This is a genomic window from Streptomyces sp. P6-2-1, from assembly GCF_050613165.1.
GTDB lineage: Bacteria > Actinomycetota > Actinomycetes > Streptomycetales > Streptomycetaceae > Streptomyces.
The window spans coordinates 5,402,295-5,417,922 of sequence record NZ_CP192513.1 but is presented as its reverse complement, the minus strand read 5'-3'; the positions used below and the strand labels follow the sequence as shown (position 1 = coordinate 5,417,922).

At 72.0% G+C, this 15,628-nt stretch carries 12 protein-coding genes; 7 read left to right on the top strand and 5 right to left on the bottom strand.

Features of this window, described 5'->3' with window-relative positions:
• Positions 1 to 379 precede the first annotated feature (379 nt).
• Positions 380 to 1,654, bottom strand: coding sequence for a polyamine ABC transporter substrate-binding protein (locus tag ACQYWQ_RS23140; RefSeq protein WP_431037159.1), 1,275 nt, complete (start codon positions 1,652 to 1,654; stop codon positions 380 to 382).
• Between the two features lie 58 nt (positions 1,655 to 1,712).
• Positions 1,713 to 3,227, bottom strand: coding sequence for a gamma-aminobutyraldehyde dehydrogenase (locus tag ACQYWQ_RS23135; protein ID WP_431037157.1), 1,515 nt, complete (start codon positions 3,225 to 3,227; stop codon positions 1,713 to 1,715).
• A gap of 200 nt (positions 3,228 to 3,427) precedes the next feature.
• On the opposite strand from ACQYWQ_RS23135, the gene ACQYWQ_RS23130 reads away from it, so the two are divergent.
• The gene (locus ACQYWQ_RS23130) at positions 3,428 to 4,063 is read left to right on the top strand and encodes an NADAR family protein (protein WP_431037156.1); all 636 of its coding nucleotides are present in this window, start codon (positions 3,428 to 3,430) and stop codon (positions 4,061 to 4,063) included.
• A 213-nt stretch (positions 4,064 to 4,276) separates the two neighbouring features.
• Here the strand turns inward: ACQYWQ_RS23130 and ACQYWQ_RS23125 are convergent, their stop codons facing one another.
• Positions 4,277 to 4,990 (bottom strand): hypothetical protein, encoded by a 714-nt coding sequence (locus ACQYWQ_RS23125; RefSeq protein ID WP_431037155.1) that lies wholly within the window; start codon positions 4,988 to 4,990, stop codon positions 4,277 to 4,279.
• A gap of 645 nt (positions 4,991 to 5,635) precedes the next feature.
• Between ACQYWQ_RS23125 and ACQYWQ_RS23120 the strand changes: the two genes are divergently transcribed.
• Both ACQYWQ_RS23120 and ACQYWQ_RS23115 read left to right on the top strand, forming a co-directional pair.
• Positions 5,636 to 6,670: an adenosine deaminase gene (locus ACQYWQ_RS23120; RefSeq protein ID WP_431037154.1), complete on the top strand. Its 1,035-nt coding sequence runs from the start codon at positions 5,636 to 5,638 to the stop codon at positions 6,668 to 6,670.
• Between the two features lie 21 nt (positions 6,671 to 6,691).
• A complete protein-coding gene (locus ACQYWQ_RS23115) occupies positions 6,692 to 7,390 on the top strand; it encodes a glycerophosphodiester phosphodiesterase (RefSeq protein ID WP_431037153.1) in 699 nt (232 codons plus the stop codon).
• Between the two features lie 81 nt (positions 7,391 to 7,471).
• Here the strand turns inward: ACQYWQ_RS23115 and ACQYWQ_RS23110 are convergent, their stop codons facing one another.
• Positions 7,472 to 8,689 (bottom strand): polyamine ABC transporter substrate-binding protein, encoded by a 1,218-nt coding sequence (locus ACQYWQ_RS23110; RefSeq protein ID WP_431039309.1) that lies wholly within the window; start codon positions 8,687 to 8,689, stop codon positions 7,472 to 7,474.
• Positions 8,690 to 9,427: 738 nt separating this feature from the next.
• Entirely contained in the window at positions 9,428 to 10,864 is a 1,437-nt protein-coding gene (locus tag ACQYWQ_RS23105; RefSeq protein ID WP_431037152.1) for a gamma-aminobutyraldehyde dehydrogenase, read from the bottom strand.
• Positions 10,865 to 11,084: 220 nt separating this feature from the next.
• Between ACQYWQ_RS23105 and ACQYWQ_RS23100 the strand changes: the two genes are divergently transcribed.
• The 4 genes from ACQYWQ_RS23100 to ACQYWQ_RS23085 all read left to right on the top strand — a co-directional run bounded on the left by ACQYWQ_RS23100 (position 11,085) and on the right by ACQYWQ_RS23085 (position 15,589).
• Positions 11,085 to 11,573, top strand: coding sequence for an Lrp/AsnC family transcriptional regulator (locus ACQYWQ_RS23100; protein ID WP_431037151.1), 489 nt, complete (start codon positions 11,085 to 11,087; stop codon positions 11,571 to 11,573).
• Positions 11,558 to 12,937, top strand: a complete 1,380-nt coding sequence (locus tag ACQYWQ_RS23095; protein WP_431037150.1) for an aspartate aminotransferase family protein — start codon at positions 11,558 to 11,560, stop codon at positions 12,935 to 12,937. The genes ACQYWQ_RS23100 and ACQYWQ_RS23095 overlap by 16 nt, the downstream gene beginning before the upstream one ends.
• Before the next feature lie 772 nt (positions 12,938 to 13,709).
• Positions 13,710 to 14,462, top strand: coding sequence for an ABC transporter ATP-binding protein (locus tag ACQYWQ_RS23090; RefSeq protein ID WP_431037149.1), 753 nt, complete (start codon positions 13,710 to 13,712; stop codon positions 14,460 to 14,462).
• The gene (locus ACQYWQ_RS23085; protein WP_431037148.1) at positions 14,444 to 15,589 is read left to right on the top strand and encodes a hypothetical protein; all 1,146 of its coding nucleotides are present in this window, start codon (positions 14,444 to 14,446) and stop codon (positions 15,587 to 15,589) included. Before ACQYWQ_RS23090 ends, ACQYWQ_RS23085 begins: the two co-directional genes overlap by 19 nt.
• Positions 15,590 to 15,628 lie beyond the last annotated feature (39 nt).

Sequence of the window (15,628 nt, the reverse complement as noted above, 5' to 3'; positions counted from 1 at the left end):
GCCTTCGGGGGGTGGGAACGGTGCGGGGGCGCCGCGGCGGTACGGCGCGTGGTTCTGGTACGGGGGGCGGTACGGGCGGACGCCGCCGTGGCGTCGCGCGGTGCACGTCGCGCCGACGTGACGTCGCGCGGGCCCCGCGCGCCGCGTCGACGCGCCGTGACGTCGCGAGGCGCCGTCTCCGGGACGACGTCGCGTCACGCCGCGTCGTGCGGGTCGTCGCGCCGCGCGTGTGGCGTCGCGCCGCACGTCACGAGCGCCCTGTACGCGGCGTACCGCGCGCGACGTCGCGACGTGCCCCGCGCCGTCGCCCCGCGGGGCACGCCCCACGCGACGTGTCGCGCTGTACCGCGCCCGACGTCGCGCCGCCCCGGACGTCGCGTCAGCCATCCGTCAGGGAAGCGAACTTCTTCTCATAGGCCGTCTCCTCCTTCGTCCCGAGCGAGCGGAAGGCATGGGACTTCGCCGCCATGTCGCGGTCGGGGACGATGAGCGGGTCGTTGGCCGCGTCCTTGTCGATCTTCGCCAGTTCCGGCTTGACGCCGTCGACCGGGCAGACGTAGTTGATCCAGGCGGCGAGCTGTGCGGCGACCGGCGGTTCGTAGTAATAGTCGATGAGCTTCTCGGCGTTGGCCTTGTGGCGCGCCTTGTTGGGCACCATGAGGTTGTCGGTCGAGGTCATGTAGCCGGAGTCGGGGATGACGTAGCGCACGTCGGGGTTGTCGGCCTGGAGCTGGACGACGTCGCCGGCCCAGGCGAGGCACGCCGCGAGGTCGCCCTTGCTCAGGTCGGCGATGTAGTCGTTGCCGGTGAAGCGCCGTACTTGTTTACGGTCGACGGCCTTCTGGATGCGCGCGATAGCCGCGTCGTACGCGTCGGCCGTCACGTGCGCGGGGTCCTTGCCCATGTCGAGCAGCACCATGCCGACGGTGTCGCGCATCTCCGAGAGCAGGCCCACCTTGCCCTTGAGCTTGGGGTCGTCGAGGAGCTGGGACACGGACGTGATCTCGCGGCCGCCTGTCGCCTTGATGTTGTAGGCGATGAAGGTCGAGATGCCGGCCCAGGGGTAGGAGTAGGACCGGCCCGGGTCCCAGTCGGGGCTGCGGAACTGCGGCGCGAGGTTGGCGTAGGCGTGCGGCAGGTGGGCGGGGTCGAGTTTCTGCACCCAGCCGAAGCGTATGAGCCGCGCCGCGAGCCAGTCCGTGACGCAGATCAGGTCGCGTCCGGTGTCCTGGCCCGCGGCGAGCTGTGGCTTGATCTTGCCGAAGAACTCGACGTTGTCGTTGATGTCCTCGGTGTACTTGACCTTGATGCCGGTGCGCTTCGCGAAGGCTTCCAGCGAGGGGCGGTGACGGTTGTCGTCGCTGACGTCGATGTACTCGGTCCAGTTGGAGAAGTTGAGGCTCTTCTCCTGCTTGGAGTGGTCCTCGGAGGTGACCGCGTCGTCACCCGTCTTCGCCGCGGCGGGGATGCCGCAGGCGCTCAGCCCCGCGAGGCCGCCCGCGGCAAGCGCGCCGCTGCCCACGGCGCGCAGCACGGCGCGTCGTCCAGGGCTCCACGGCGCGACGTCGCGACGCCCCGTCCAGCCGCCCCGTACCGCGCGCGACAGCGCACGCGCCGTGGCCGGTGGCGGACGATCCGAATCGAACTGTTCCATGCGCTGTGCCCTTCCGGGTGAGCCTGCTCGATGAGGGGGCCGTGGTACCGGCCGGTCGCTACCGGTCCCCGAAGACGGTGCGGTGCCAGTCCTTTCTGGCCACCGCGGTGTTGTCGAACATGACGTGCTTGACCTGGGTGTACTCCTCGAAGGAGTACGCGGACATGTCCTTGCCGTAGCCCGAGGCCTTGTAGCCGCCGTGCGGCATCTCGCTGATGATCGGGATGTGGTCGTTGATCCACACGCAGCCGGCTTTGATCTCGCGCGTGGCACGGTGCGCGCGGTACGTGTCGCGCGTCCAGGCCGACGCCGCGAGCCCGTACGGCGTGTCGTTGGCGAGGCTCAGCGCCTCGTCGTCGGTGTCGAAGGGGAGCACGACGAGGACGGGACCGAAGATCTCGGACTGCACGACCTCGCTGTCCTGCGCGACGTCGGCGAGGAGCGTCGGGCGGTAGTACGCGCCGTCCTTGAGCACGCCGCCCGGCGCCTCGCCGCCTGTCACGACGCGCGACGTCGCACGGGCACGCTCCACGAACGCCGCGACGCGATCACGGTGCGCGTGGCTGATGAGTGGCCCGAGGTCGGTCCCCGGGTCGAAGGGGTCGCCGAGGCGCACCGTCTCCATGAGCGCCGCGACGTCGCGTACGAAACGCTCGTAGACGGGGCGTTGCACGTAGGCACGCGTCGCGGCGGTGCAGTCCTGTCCGCCGTTGATGAGCGAGGCGGCGACCGCGCCGTGCACGGCGGCGTCGAGGTCCGCGTCGTCGAAGACCACGAAGGGGGCCTTGCCGCCCAGTTCGAGGTGGAGCCTGCTGACGCCTCCGGTGGCGAGTTCCGCGACACGCTTGCCGACCGCCGTCGACCCCGTGAACGACGTCATCGCGACGTCGGGGTGCGTGACGAGGCGCTCGCCCGCGTCACGGCCCGCGCCGCTGACGATGTTGACGACGCCGTCGGGGAGACCCGCCACCGCGGCGGCCTCGGCGAAGAGGAGCGAAGTGAAGGGGGTCAGCTCGGAGGGCTTGAGCACGATCGTGTTCCCTGCGGCGATGGCCGGGAGGATCTTCCAGGCGGCCATCTGGAGCGGGTAGTTCCACGGCGCGATGGAGCCGACGACACCGATCGCCTCGCGCCGTACGTACGAGGTGTGGTCACCGCTGTACTCGCCCGCCGCGCGGCCTTCGAGGTGCCGCGCGGCGCCGGCGAAGAAGGCGGCGTTGTCGACGGTGCCCGGCACGTCGAACTCGCGGCTGAGCTTGATGGGCTTGCCGCACTGGAGGGATTCGGCCTGGGCGAAGTCCTCGGCGCGCTCGGCGAGCACCGCCGCGAAACGATGCAGCGCTTCCGAGCGCTCCCCCGGCGTCGCGCCGGACCACGCGGGGAAGGCGGCGCGCGCGGCGGCGACCGCGGCGTCCACGTCGGCGGGACCCGCGAGTTCGTACGAGAAGACCGTCCGCCCGCTCGCCGGGTCCACGACGTCCTGCCGGCTGCCCGACGTCCCCTCCACCAGGCGGCCATCGATGTACTGGGCGCCCGCGGCGAAGTGGTCCCGTGGCTGGAAGCGGTTGTGCATGTCGCTCTCCTCCGGCCCCGCGAGAATGCGGGCACCGTAGCTCCGGCTCGATGTGAGTGCCGATCCTGACAGAGCCACATCACTTCAACAAGTGATTCCGTTGTTGCCTTTTGGTTACACGACGAAATCTGTCGGCCACCTGTCGAGTCTCCTGGGAAAATCCAGACGGAGTGCCGAGCGGGCCTGCGAAACTCGCCCCCATGAACGAGGAGTTGACCAGGGACTACGCGGCGTTGCTCGACCGGGCGCGCCGCACGGTGCTGCCCGCGGTGGGCGACGCGCACGACGGACGCCGCGGTGACGGCACGCCGGATGCGACCGCCCCGGCGCTTCGCGTCAAGTTCCTCCACTTCTGGGGGCACACGTCGCGGAGCGGGGGCGTCGACAAGGCGTGTTTCAGCCAGTGGTGGCCTGCGCCGTTCACGGTCGGCGACGCGACGTACGCCACGGCGGAGCACTGGATGATGGCGCGCAAGGCACGGCTCTTCGGCGACGTCGGCGCGGAGAACGCGGTATTGACGGCGCGGAGTCCGGCGCAGGCGAAGGCGGCCGGTCGCCTCGTCCACGGCTTCGACGACGCGACGTGGGAGCGGGAACGCTTCGGCATCGTCGTCGAGGGCAACGTCCACAAGTTCTCCGCCGACCCCGCCCTCGCGGCCTTCCTCATCGGCACCGGCGACCGCGTGCTCGTCGAGGCCAGCCCACTCGACCGGATCTGGGGTATCGGGCTCGCCGCTGACGACCCCCGGGCCTCCCGGCCGGCGAGCTGGCGCGGACAGAACCTGCTCGGCTTCGCCCTCATGGCCACACGCGACATCTTGCGCGGGGCGGCGTAGGGGGCGGCGGGGCCGCACGGTGGAGCGACGTGGGACGCAGCGTGGGGCGGGCGACGCGGCGAGGTGCGACGCGGCTGGGCGGGGACACGACACGGCGGGACGGGGCGCGGCCGAGCAGGGACACGACGTCGAGGCTGCCGCTGGCGCGTCGTACCCGCGACGTCGGGGCGCGGCACCGGCGTGGCGCCTGCGCGGCGTCGTCTCGCTCCGGCGTCAGCGCGACGCGGCGCGGTACCCGTGCGCCCCGACGGATGACGCCTCCGCGTGGTACTCGTGCGTCGCTCCGCCGTCCGCGTCCTCCTCCCCCACCGCCAGTACGAAGCCGGCCGCCAGGACCGCGAGCCCGCCCACGAGTCCTACGACCCCGCACACCAGCCCGGTCAGCGACATTCCCCGTCCCGGCCCGCCCGCTCGCCGGGCACGCCCCGTACCCACCGCGCCGCACACGACGGCGAGCACCCCCGTCACGAGTCCGAGGAACCACAGCGCCACGGCGCCCCCGGCTTCCACGGTGAACGCGAGCGCGTAGGCGACGAGTGCGACGACTCCGAGGGAGAGGGCGGCACGCGCCGTCCCAGCGGCCCCCGGCAGTGCGCCGCGCGGCGCGACGTGCGGCGCGGACGACGCGGCACCCGGCCACGCGACGTACCCCTCAGACGGCGCGACGTGCGACGGGGCGACGTGCGGCGGCTGGAACGTCGACGGCGGCACGACAGGGGCGGCAGCCTCCGCCCCGTACGCGGCGTACGGCGCCGCGGCCTCGGGCGGCCCGACGTGCGGCGCGAACGACGCGACGTGCGGCGGCGTGGGCCCCGCGTGCGGCGTACCGCCGAACGCGTCGTCGTACGCGAGCGGATAGCCGAACGCCGCCCAGCCGGGGCCCTCGGGCGCTACCGGGATGCCCGGCACCGCGTCCGTACCGGGCATCCCGATAGCGCTCGAAGTGCCCCGTACCGTCATCGCGGCCACGGCATCGGAGACGGGTGGGGCATACGGCGGCGGAGCGGCGTCGGGCGACCTGGTGCCCGGCTGGGGCGCCGGCCAAGAGGCGGGAGCCCGGAAGGACCCCGCACCGTCGCCCGCGACCGAAGCAGACGCCGCCCCGTCCCCCGCACTCCCACGCGTCGTCACCGACGCCGCGACGTCGCGAGCACGCACCCCGCCGTCCCCCGCGACCTCACCGGCACGCCCCGCCACGCCGTCCCCGGACGCCGCCCGCGCACGCCCGGACGCCGCACCGTCCCCGTTTCCCGTCGCGTCGTCCTCGTCGCCCGTCGCATCCTCCCCTTCGTCCGCGACGTACGCGTCGTACGCGTCGTACGCGACGTCCTCTTCCTGGTGCCCCCTGTGTCCCCCGTGCCGCCCCGCGTCGTGCCCGTCGCCCCGCTCCGCCTCGTCCACCCGTTCCCCTTCCCCATCCGCCGCCGCACGTCCCCGGCCCGGACGTCGCGGCGAAGTGCCGCATCGTCCCGCATCCCGGCCACCTGTCGCACGGCGCGCCGTCCTACGATGATCCCCGACCGGCGCCGGGACCGGTCCACCGCCCTGACCGGGGAAGGACCGCGAGGACCTATGAACGTCTCCAGCGAACTGCACACCTTCATCGCAGGTCTGCCCAAGGCCGAACTGCACGTGCACCACGTCGGCTCCGCCTCTCCGCGCACCGTCGCGGCGCTCGCCGCGCGCCACAGCGACACGCGGGTGCCCACGGCGCCCGAGGCGCTCGCGGACTACTTCACGTTCACGGACTTCGCGCACTTCATCGAGGTCTACCTCTCCGTCGTGGACCTCATCCGCACCCCGGAGGATGTCCGGCTGCTGACTTTCGAGGTCGCGCGCGACATGGCGCGCCAGAACATCCGTTACGCGGAGCTGACCGTCACGCCGTACAGCTCGACACGACGCGGCATCGACGCGCACGCCTTCATGGAGGCCATCGAGGACGCGCGCCACGCCGCGGAGAAGGAGCTGAACGTCGCGCTGCGCTGGTCCTTCGACATCCCCGGCGAAGCGGGACTGGAAGCGGCGGAGGAGACGGCGCACCTCGCGACGGAGCTGGGCCCCGACGGGCTCATCAGCTTCGGCCTCGGGGGCCCCGAGATCGGGGTGCCCCGGCCGCAGTTCAAGCCGTACTTCGACCGCGCGCGGGCGGCGGGGCTGCGCTCCGTCCCCCACGCCGGAGAGACGACCGGGCCCGAGACCATCTGGGACGCGCTCAACGAGCTGGGGGCCGAGCGCATCGGCCACGGCACGAGCGCCGTGCACGACCCGCGGCTGCTCGCGCACCTCGCGGAGCACCGCATTCCGCTGGAAGTGTGCCCGACGTCCAACATCGCGACGCGCGCCGTCGCGGACCTCTCGGAGCACCCGGTCAGGCAGATGGTCGACGCGGGCGTACTCGTGACCATCAACAGCGACGACCCGCCGATGTTCGGCACCGATCTCAACAACGAGTACGCCATCGCGGCGTCGCTCCTGGGCCTGGACGAGCGCGGCCTCGCGCAGCTGGCGAAGAACGCCGTGGAGGCGTCGTTCCTCGACGCCGTGGGCAAGACGCGGCTCCACGCCGAGATCGACGCGTACGTCGCCACCTGGCTCGCACCCTGACAGCTGTGATGACATGCCCCCATGCGCACCGTCACCGCCGTGGGGCATCGCGGCGATCCGTACCGTTTCCGTGAGAACACGCTCGCCTCGCTGCGCTCCGCGCTCGCGCGCGGCGCCGACGCCGTGGAGCTGGACGTCCGGCTGACGCGCGACGGCGTACCCGTGCTGCTGCACGACGCGACGCTCGCGCGGCTGTGGGAGGTCGACGCGCGGCTCGACGCCCTGACCGCCGAGGACGTCGCGTTGCGCACGGGAGGCGGCGTGCCGTCGCTCGCGGACGCCCTCCAGGCGACGTCGGGGCGCCGCGTGATGATCGACCTGCCCTCCGCGACGCCGCGCACCGTACGTGCCGTGCTGGGCGTCGTACGCGACAGCGACGCGGCGTCGCGCGTGTATTACTGCGCCGGCCCCGACGCCATGCTCGCCGTCCGCGCGCAGGACCCCGCGGCAGAGATCGCATTGACGTGGACGACGCTCTCCCCGCCGCGTCCCGCGCTGCTCGACGCGGTGCGGCCACGCTGGCTCAACTATCGCTTCGGCCTTCTCGAACACGGCCTCGTCGCTTCGCTGCACCGCGACGGCTACCTCGTGTCCGCCTGGACGCCGGACACGCGACGTTCACTGCGTCGCCTCCTCGCCGCGGGCGTCGACTCAGTGACGAGCAACCGCGTCACCGTCGCGTGCGCGGAGCGGGACCGCGCAGGCCTCGCCCGCCCGTAGCCGGGCAAGCTGGGTCCGCTGACGCCCTCGGCGGGCCATGTGCGCTCGCCGATGGGGCCTCACGCCGCCCGTCGGCAGACTTCATACGCCTGTCGTCTCGCTCCAGCGACGCGCCAGTTCGGGGCGCTCCCGCGCCGTGATGTCGCGTGCGATGGCGAGGCGGCGTCGCGTCGTGTCGTCCGGGAAGATGAGCGGGTCCTCGGCGAGCGCGGCGGTCTCCTTGTCCTTGGACGCCGCGAGGACGTCGCGTGCGGCGGGCACGGGACAGACGTAGTTGACCCACGCGGCGAGTGCCGCGGCGACTTCGGGCTCGTAGTAGTAGTCGATGAGGCGTTCGGCGTTGCGCTTGTGCGCGGCACGGTCGGGGATCATGAGCGACTCCGCCCACAACTCCGCGCCTTCCTCCGGTACGAGGAAACGAATATCCGGATTGTCGGCTTGCAGCTGGATCACGTCGCCCGAGTACGCCTGGCAGGCGAGCACGTCGCCCGAAGCCAGATCCTTGATGTAGTCGTTGCCGGTGAAGCGGCGTATGTGCCCGGCGCGCACGCGCCGGGCGAGACGGTCGCACATGCGGTGGAAGTCGTCGGTCGTCCAGCGCGTGATGTCGACCCCCTCGCCCTGCATCAGGAGCGCGAACGCCTCGTCCATGCCCGACAGGAGCGTGACGCGCCCCTTGAGGTCGCCGTCCCACAGCTCGGACACGTGGTGGAGCTCGCGACCCAGTTTGCGGGCGTTGTACGCGATTCCCGTGATGCCCGACTGCCAAGGCACCGTGTAGCGCCTTCCCGGGTCGAAGGCCGGGTCGCGCAGCGAGGGATCGAGGTGGCTCGCGACGTTCGGCTGCCGGTCGCGGTCCATCTCCTGCACCCAGCCGAGACGTACGAAGCGGGCGCACATCCAGTCGCTGATGACGATCAGATCCCGATCGGTTGACTGATGGTTCATCAACGAGGGGCTGACCTTGCCGAAGAACTCATCGTTGTCGTTGATCTCCTCCGTGTAGTGGACACGGATGCCGGTACGTCGCGAGAAGGCGTCGAGCGTGGGGCGATGCCGACCGCTGTCGTCGGTGTCGATGTAGAGCGGCCAGTTGGCGAAGTCGACGACGTGATCGTGCGCGGACCGATCCGCCGCCGTACGGTCGGCCGGCGCGACGTACGCCGCGGGAACGCCGCAGGCACCGAGCCCCAGCGCGCCCACCGCCGCGATGCCACCGCGCAGGACGGCACGTCGCGCGGGGACGACGCCGCGCCGCGACGGGAGAACGTCGCGCCGCGCACGCGACGTACGCGACATGTTCGCCGCCGAGGACGCACCCGACGTCGCGGCGAAGTCGGCGGGAAAGGACCTGGGTATCGATGGCTTCGGCACGCGCGCAGCATGACGCGCGTCACACGCCGACGGCAATCGACGTCGCGTCCACCAGCGGGCGGCGCGCGGGAGACACAGTGTCGATGCCGGTACGGGCACGATGCGCTGCCCAGCCTTGGGACGACGCCCTGCCGCGACGGCGCAAGGCACGACGCCGCGCACGCCCCGTACCCCCACCACGACGCGGCGCACGCGACGCGACACCCCGCACGCCGCGTACCCACGTCGCCCCCACGCGACGTCGCCACGCCCCGCGACGTACTCCACGCGGCGTCGCCACGCCATGCGCCGTACCGCGCGCGACGCCCCCTCAGCGCGCAACGCCGCACGCCCTACCAACGCCGCACCGCCCCCAGACGCAGCACCCCACCACGCAACACCCCCGCACGACGCCACGTCCTCAGCACGAAGCGACGTCCCCGCACCACGCCCCCACGCAACGCCCCCCACGCGACACACGACACCTGCCGCCCTCCCCACTCACCCCACGCCGCGTCTCCACCCCACCCCACCCCGCCTCACCCCACGCCCCCGCACCAAGAACACCAAGGACGGCCCGCACCGCGCCCCTGCGCGACACGAGCCGTCCTCGTCCCTCCAAGTCCCCCAAGAAGCCGACCGCGCCCGCCTGCCCGGACCCGCCGACCTCCCCGAGGGCTCACCTCAGTCCAGCGAGGTCATCACATGCTTGACGCGCGTGTAGTCGTCGAAGCCGTACAGCGACAGGTCCTTGCCGTAGCCGGACTTCTTGAAGCCACCGTGCGGCATCTCGGCGACGAGAGGGATGTGCGTGTTGATCCACACGCAGCCGAAGTCGAGCGCCTTGGACATCCGCATGGCGCGCGCGTGGTCCTTCGTCCAGACGGACGAGGCGAGGGCGTACTCGACGCCGTTCGCGTACGCGAGGGCCTGCGCCTCGTCGGTGAAGGACTGCACCGTGATGACGGGCCCGAAGACCTCGTTCTGGATGATCTCGTCGTCCTGGCGCAGCCCGGAGACGACGGTCGGCGCGTAGAAGTAGCCCTTGTCGCCGACGCGACGTCCGCCGGTCTGGACCTTCGCGTGCGCGGGCAGCCGGTCGATGAAGCCGCTGACCTGCGCGAGCTGGTTGGCGTTGTTGAGCGGGCCGTAGAAGGCGTCCTCGTCCTCGGGCCCCGCGGTGCGCAGTTCGGCCGCGGCCTTGGCGAGCGCGGTGACGAACTCGTCGTGCACCGATTCGTGCACGAGGACGCGCGTCGCGGCGGTGCAGTCCTGCCCGGCGTTGAAGTAGCCGGCCTCGGAGATGCCCGCGACGGCCTTCGCGAGATCCGCGTCGTCGAAGACGACGACCGGGGCCTTGCCCCCCAGTTCGAGGTGGACGCGCTTGAGGTCCTTGGCCGCCGACCCCGCGACTTCGACCCCGGCGCGCACGGAGCCGGTGATGGAGGCCATCGCCGGGGTGTCGTGCTCGACCATGAGGCGCCCCGTGTCGCGGTCGCCGCACACCACGTTGAAGACGCCTTCGGGCAGTACGGAGCCGATGATCTCGGCCATCAGGACCGTCGAAGCGGGCGTCGTGTCCGAGGGCTTGAGGACGACGGTGTTGCCCGCGGCCAGAGCGGGGGCGAACTTCCAGACACCCATCATCATCGGGTAGTTCCACGGCGCGACCTGCGCGCAGACGCCGATCGGCTCGCGCCGTACGAAGGAGGTGAGCCCCTCCATGTACTCGCCCGCCGAGCGCCCGTCGAGCATGCGCGCCGCGCCCGCGAAGAAGCGGATCTGGTCCACCATCGGCGGGATCTCCTCGCTGCGGGTGAGCCCGACCGGCTTGCCGGTGTTCTCGACCTCGGCGGCGATGAGTTCCTCGGCGCGCTCCTCGAAGGCGTCGGCGATCCTGAGGAGCGCGCGCTGGCGCTCCGCGGGCGTCACGTCGCGCCACGCGGGGAACGCCGCGGCCGCGGCGTCCATCGCGGCGTCCACGTCGGCGGCGCGCGACAGGGGCGCCGTCGCATATGCCTCGCCGGTGGCCGGGTTCACGACCTCCGTGGTCGCGCCTTCCGCGGCGTCGCGGAACTCGCCGTTGATGTAGTTGCGCAGTCGGCGCAGTTCGGTGGTCACTGCCGGCCCTCCTGTCGGTGTCCGGAGCCCGGTGTCCTGGGCTCCCTGTCCAAAAGCTCCGGTGTCCAAAGCCTGAGACGCCCACCCTAGTCGCAGGGGTGACGCTTTCGACACACCCGCTCCCAGCGGGCTGCGAAATCGGTGATTTTCAGGCTCGTGAACAACGGATTTCATTGATTCATGCTTGCGGAACTGCGGAGTCCTCGTGCAGAGTGAGGGCGTGGTCAGTCGCAGCTCAGAATCCAGGACCGGTAGCGGCAGCTCCTCGATCGACGCCGTCTCGCTGGCGATCATCGAGCAACTCCAGGAGGACGGCAGACGCCCGTACGCCGCGATCGGCAAGGCCGTGGGCCTCTCCGAGGCGGCGGTGCGTCAGCGCGTGCAGAAGTTGCTCGACCAGGGCGTCATGCAGATCGTCGCGGTCACCGACCCGCTCACCGTGGGCTTCCGGCGGCAGGCGATGGTCGGGATCAACGTCGAGGGCGACCTCGATCTCGTGGCGGACGCGCTCGCCGCGATGCAGGAGGTCGAGTACGTCGTCCTCACCGCGGGCTCCTTCGACCTGCTGGCCGAAATCGTGTGCGAGGACGACGACCACCTGCTGGACGTCATCAACAAAAGGATTCGCACTCTCCCCGGAGTGCGTTCCACCGAGAGCTTCGTCTACCTGAAGCTCAAGAAGCAGACCTACATGTGGGGAACCCGATAGCCGTGAGCAAGGACCTCTCCCGAACCGCGTACGACCACCTGTGGATGCATTTCACCCGCATGTCGTCGTACGAGAACGCGCCCGTCCCCACGATCGTGCGGGGCGAGGGCACGTACATCTACGACGATCAGGGCAAGCGCTACCTGGACGGCCTGGCGGGCCTCTTCGTGGTCCAGGCGGGGCACGGGCGCGCCGAGCTGGCCGAGGCCGCGCTCCGTCAGGCCAAGGACCTCGCGTTCTTCCCCGTCTGGTCCTACGCGCACCCCTCGGCGATCCAGCTCGCCGAACGCCTCGCCCACCACGCCCCGGGCGACCTCAACAAGGTCTTCTTCACGACGGGGGGCGGCGAGGCAGTCGAGACCGCATGGAAGCTCGCCAAGCAGTACTTCAAGCTGACCGGCAAGCCGACCAAGCACAAGGTCATCTCGCGCGCCGTCGCCTACCACGGCACGCCGCAGGGCGCCCTGTCGATCACCGGGCTGCCCGCCCTCAAGGCGCCGTTCGAGCCGCTCGTGCCCGGTGCGCACAAGGTCCCGAACACGAACATCTACCGCGCGCCGCTCTTCGGCGACGACCCCGAGGCCTTCGGCCGCTGGGCCGCGGACCAGATCGAGCAGCAGATCCTCTTCGAGGGTCCCGAGACCGTCGCGGCCGTCTTCCTCGAACCGGTCCAGAACGCCGGCGGCTGCTTCCCGCCGCCGCCCGGCTACTTCCAGCGGGTACGCGAGATCTGCGACCAGTACGACGTCCTCCTCGTCTCCGACGAGGTGATCTGCGCCTTCGGCCGCCTCGGCACGATGTTCGCGTGCGACAAGTTCGACTACGTGCCGGACATGATCACCTGCGCGAAGGGCATGACCTCCGGCTACTCGCCGATCGGCGCCTGCATCGTCTCCGACCGCCTCGCTGAGCCCTTCTACCAGGGCGACAACACCTTCCTGCACGGCTACACCTTCGGCGGCCACCCCGTCTCCGCCGCCGTCGCCCTCGCCAACCTCGACATCTTCGAGCGCGAGAACCTCAACCAGCACGTCCTCGACAACGAGACCGCCTTCCTCGGCACCCTGGACAAGCTCCGCGACCTCCCGATCGTCGGCGACGTCCGCGGCAACGGCTTCTTCTACGGCATCGAGCTGGTCAAGGACAAGGCCACCAAGGAGACCTTCACCGACGAGGAGAGCGAACGCATCCTCTACGGCTTCGTCTCGAAGAAGCTCTACGAGTACGGCCTGTACTGCCGCGCGGACGACCGCGGCGACCCCGTCATCCAGCTCTCGCCCCCGCTCATCTCCGACCAGTCCACCTTCGACGAGATCGAGGGCATCATCCGCCAGGTCCTCACCGAGGCCTGGACGAAGATCTGACCCCACCCCGCACACCCTTGCCACCCCGGCCCCGACTCACTCTTGCGGGTGAGAGCGGGGCCGAGGTGTTTTCCCGCGGGTGACGCGACGGGGCGGCAAGGGGAAGGCGACGCGACGTGGGGGCGGCGCGACGTCGTCGAGTGGGCGCGACGTGGGGGGCGCGACGTGGGGGGGCGCGACGTGGGGGGCGCGACGTGGGGGGGCGCGACGTGGGGGGGCGCGACGTGGGGGGCGCGACGTCGTCGAGTGCGGCGCGACGTGGCAACGGCGCGGTACGTGGGGTGACGCCGCCGAGCGCGACGCCGCGCGCGGCACGGGCCCGTGCGCGACGTCTCGGCACCCACGTCGCGTCGGCGGCACGTCGCGTTGTCGCTGTGTCGCGCTGCCACGTCGCGTGCGTCACACGCCGCGTACGCGACGTGCTGCCTACGCGACGTGCGGCGCCTCCGCCCGCGCCGTGTCCCCTCCAGCGCTACGTGGGCAGCGCTACGTGGCAGCGCGACGTGGCAGCGCGACGTCGCACCGAAGGACGCCGCGTCGCCCCCTCTCCCGGCCCCCGGCGGCGCGCCACGTCGCGACGTGCATCGGGTGGCGCGCGACGCGGCACGCCGCGTGTTACGTTCCAGGCGATTTAGGGACGAACGACGCGCTCTTCGCGACGGGCACGGAAGCGACGTCAGCCCGCCGCCGGGCGGTACGGCACCGTCGCCGCCGGGACCGCGCGACGCCGCCCCGGAATCCGACGGCCCCGAGCGGAACTGAGGTGCACTGCATGGCTGCCCCCTCGCCATCCCCGGCCGACGACGTGCTGCGGGCCGAGGGCCTGCACGTGACCCGTCACGGCTCCCCCGTACTGAGCGACGTAACGCTCAGCCTGCGACACGGCGAGATCCTCGCCGTGGGAGGCCCACGCGGCAGTGGACGCTCCACCTTGCTGCGCTGCCTCGCCGGTACGGTCCGCCCCGACCAGGGCGGCATCTGGTTCGACGGCGCGCCCCTGCACGAGCTGTCGACGGCCCGGCGCGCCCGCGTTCGCCGCGACCACTTCGGCTGGCTGGAGGAGACGCCGCACCTCGCCCCGGAGCTGACCACCTGGGAAAACGCCGCGCTGCCTCTCCTGCTGCGCGGCGTCCCGCACCGCGCGGCACGCGACGTCGCGACGGAGTGGCTCGAACGCCTCGACATCGCACACTGCGCGCGCCGTCGTCCCCACGCGCTCACCCACCTGGAGCAGCGCCGCACCGCGATGGCTCGCGCGCTCGCCGGCACCCCCGCCCTCCTCTTCGCCGACGAACCGACCGCCACGCTCCACTCCGCCGACCGCGCCGTGCTGCTGCGCACCCTCGTCACCGCGGCGCGCACACACGGCATCAGCATGGTCCTCACCACCCACGGCGACGAAGCGGCGGAACTCGCCGACCGCGCCGTCTCCCTGCGCGACGGACGCCTCGCCCACGCGACGTCCGTCCCACGCGACGTTCCCGGCACGGAAGAGGGGAAGGCGACGTGCTCAGTCTCCGTCTAGTACGCGGTGGCAGGCCGCTCGTCCAGGCGCGACGTCTCCTCGTGAGCGCGGCGTCGGCGGGCACCGGCTTCCTTCTCCTGGCCGCCCTCGGACACGCCCTGTCGCACGAGGGCGCGGCAAGCTCGGTCCGGCGCCTCGCGTGGTGCCTTGTCCCCCTGGCCGCCACGGTGTACGTCGCGGTCGCCGTCTCCCGCACCGACCCCGCCTTGCGCCCCGAACGCGGCCACCCGCTCTACGGTCTCTCCCCCCGCGGCCTGCGCCTGCTCACAGGCACCGCGACGGCGGCCTTCTGCGCCCTCGGCTCCGTCGCCGCTCTGATCCTCTTCCTCCTCGGCCGCGGCAGCCTCGGCACCCGCCCCTTCGGCGACGGCGCGGCGAAGGACTTGGGCGCCGGCTTCGACATTCCCGTGGCGGCGGTGATCACCCTCCTCACCCTCGTCCCCGTCGCGACCGCGGCGGCGACAGCCGCCTTCACCCGCGTCCCCGCCGCATCGGGAACGGCGCAGGAGCCACCACCCGCGACGTCGCCGCCTCCGGGCCTTCCCTGGGGCATCGCCCTGCTCGCGGCAGGGTTCGCCGTACGCGCCACGCTCGGCGAGGGAACGGCCGGCCTCTCCGCCAAGGCCCTCGCGGGACGAGGCGGCGTTCCGGGCGGTGTCGTGGCCGGCTGGGCGCTGATCGCCGCGGGACTCGCGGTCGCGGGCCCGGGGATCACCTGGCTCTGCGGCAGGTTGCTGCAAGCGGGCCAGCCCGGCGCCGTACGCCTCCTCGCGGGACGCGGCCTCCAGGAGGAGGCACGCCGCGTCGGACGCCCCCTCGGCGTCGCGGTCGCGGTGGGCGCCGCGCTCTCCGCGGCGTACGGTGGCGACGCGACGTACAAGGCCACAGGTCCGCTGACGGCGCTCGGCGCGGGCCTCGTGGTGGGGTGCGCCGTGGTCGGGCTGCTCCTGGCCGCCGTCGAGTCCCGGCAGGCCCGTACCGATATCACCGCGGCGCTGGCGCAGTCGGGAACCCCCGCAGCGACGCTTCGCACCGCCGTGGCCGTTCGCGCGGGGGCCGTTCTGCTCGTGCTGTTGCCTCTGACGTGGGCCGTCGCGGCGCTCGCGACGCTGCCGATCGGCCACTGACACGCACGACGCCCGCCGACGCCCCCCGGGAGCGCGGCA

What these genes read in the sequence shown, in the direction of transcription:
- ACQYWQ_RS23140 (WP_431037159.1), bottom strand. Translation starts at nt 1,654, where the DNA reads ATGGAACAGTTCGATTCGGATCGTCCGCCACCGGCCACGGCGCGTGCG.
- ACQYWQ_RS23090 (WP_431037149.1), top strand. Translation starts at nt 13,710, where the DNA reads ATGGCTGCCCCCTCGCCATCCCCGGCCGACGACGTGCTGCGGGCCGAG.
- ACQYWQ_RS23115 (WP_431037153.1), top strand. Translation starts at nt 6,692, where the DNA reads ATGCGCACCGTCACCGCCGTGGGGCATCGCGGCGATCCGTACCGTTTC.
- ACQYWQ_RS23120 (WP_431037154.1), top strand. Translation starts at nt 5,636, where the DNA reads ATGAACGTCTCCAGCGAACTGCACACCTTCATCGCAGGTCTGCCCAAG.
- ACQYWQ_RS23130 (WP_431037156.1), top strand. Translation starts at nt 3,428, where the DNA reads ATGAACGAGGAGTTGACCAGGGACTACGCGGCGTTGCTCGACCGGGCG.
- ACQYWQ_RS23110 (WP_431039309.1), bottom strand. Translation starts at nt 8,689, where the DNA reads ATGTCGCGTACGTCGCGTGCGCGGCGCGACGTTCTCCCGTCGCGGCGC.
- ACQYWQ_RS23125 (WP_431037155.1), bottom strand. Translation starts at nt 4,990, where the DNA reads ATGCCCGGTACGGACGCGGTGCCGGGCATCCCGGTAGCGCCCGAGGGC.
- ACQYWQ_RS23135 (WP_431037157.1), bottom strand. Translation starts at nt 3,227, where the DNA reads ATGCACAACCGCTTCCAGCCACGGGACCACTTCGCCGCGGGCGCCCAG.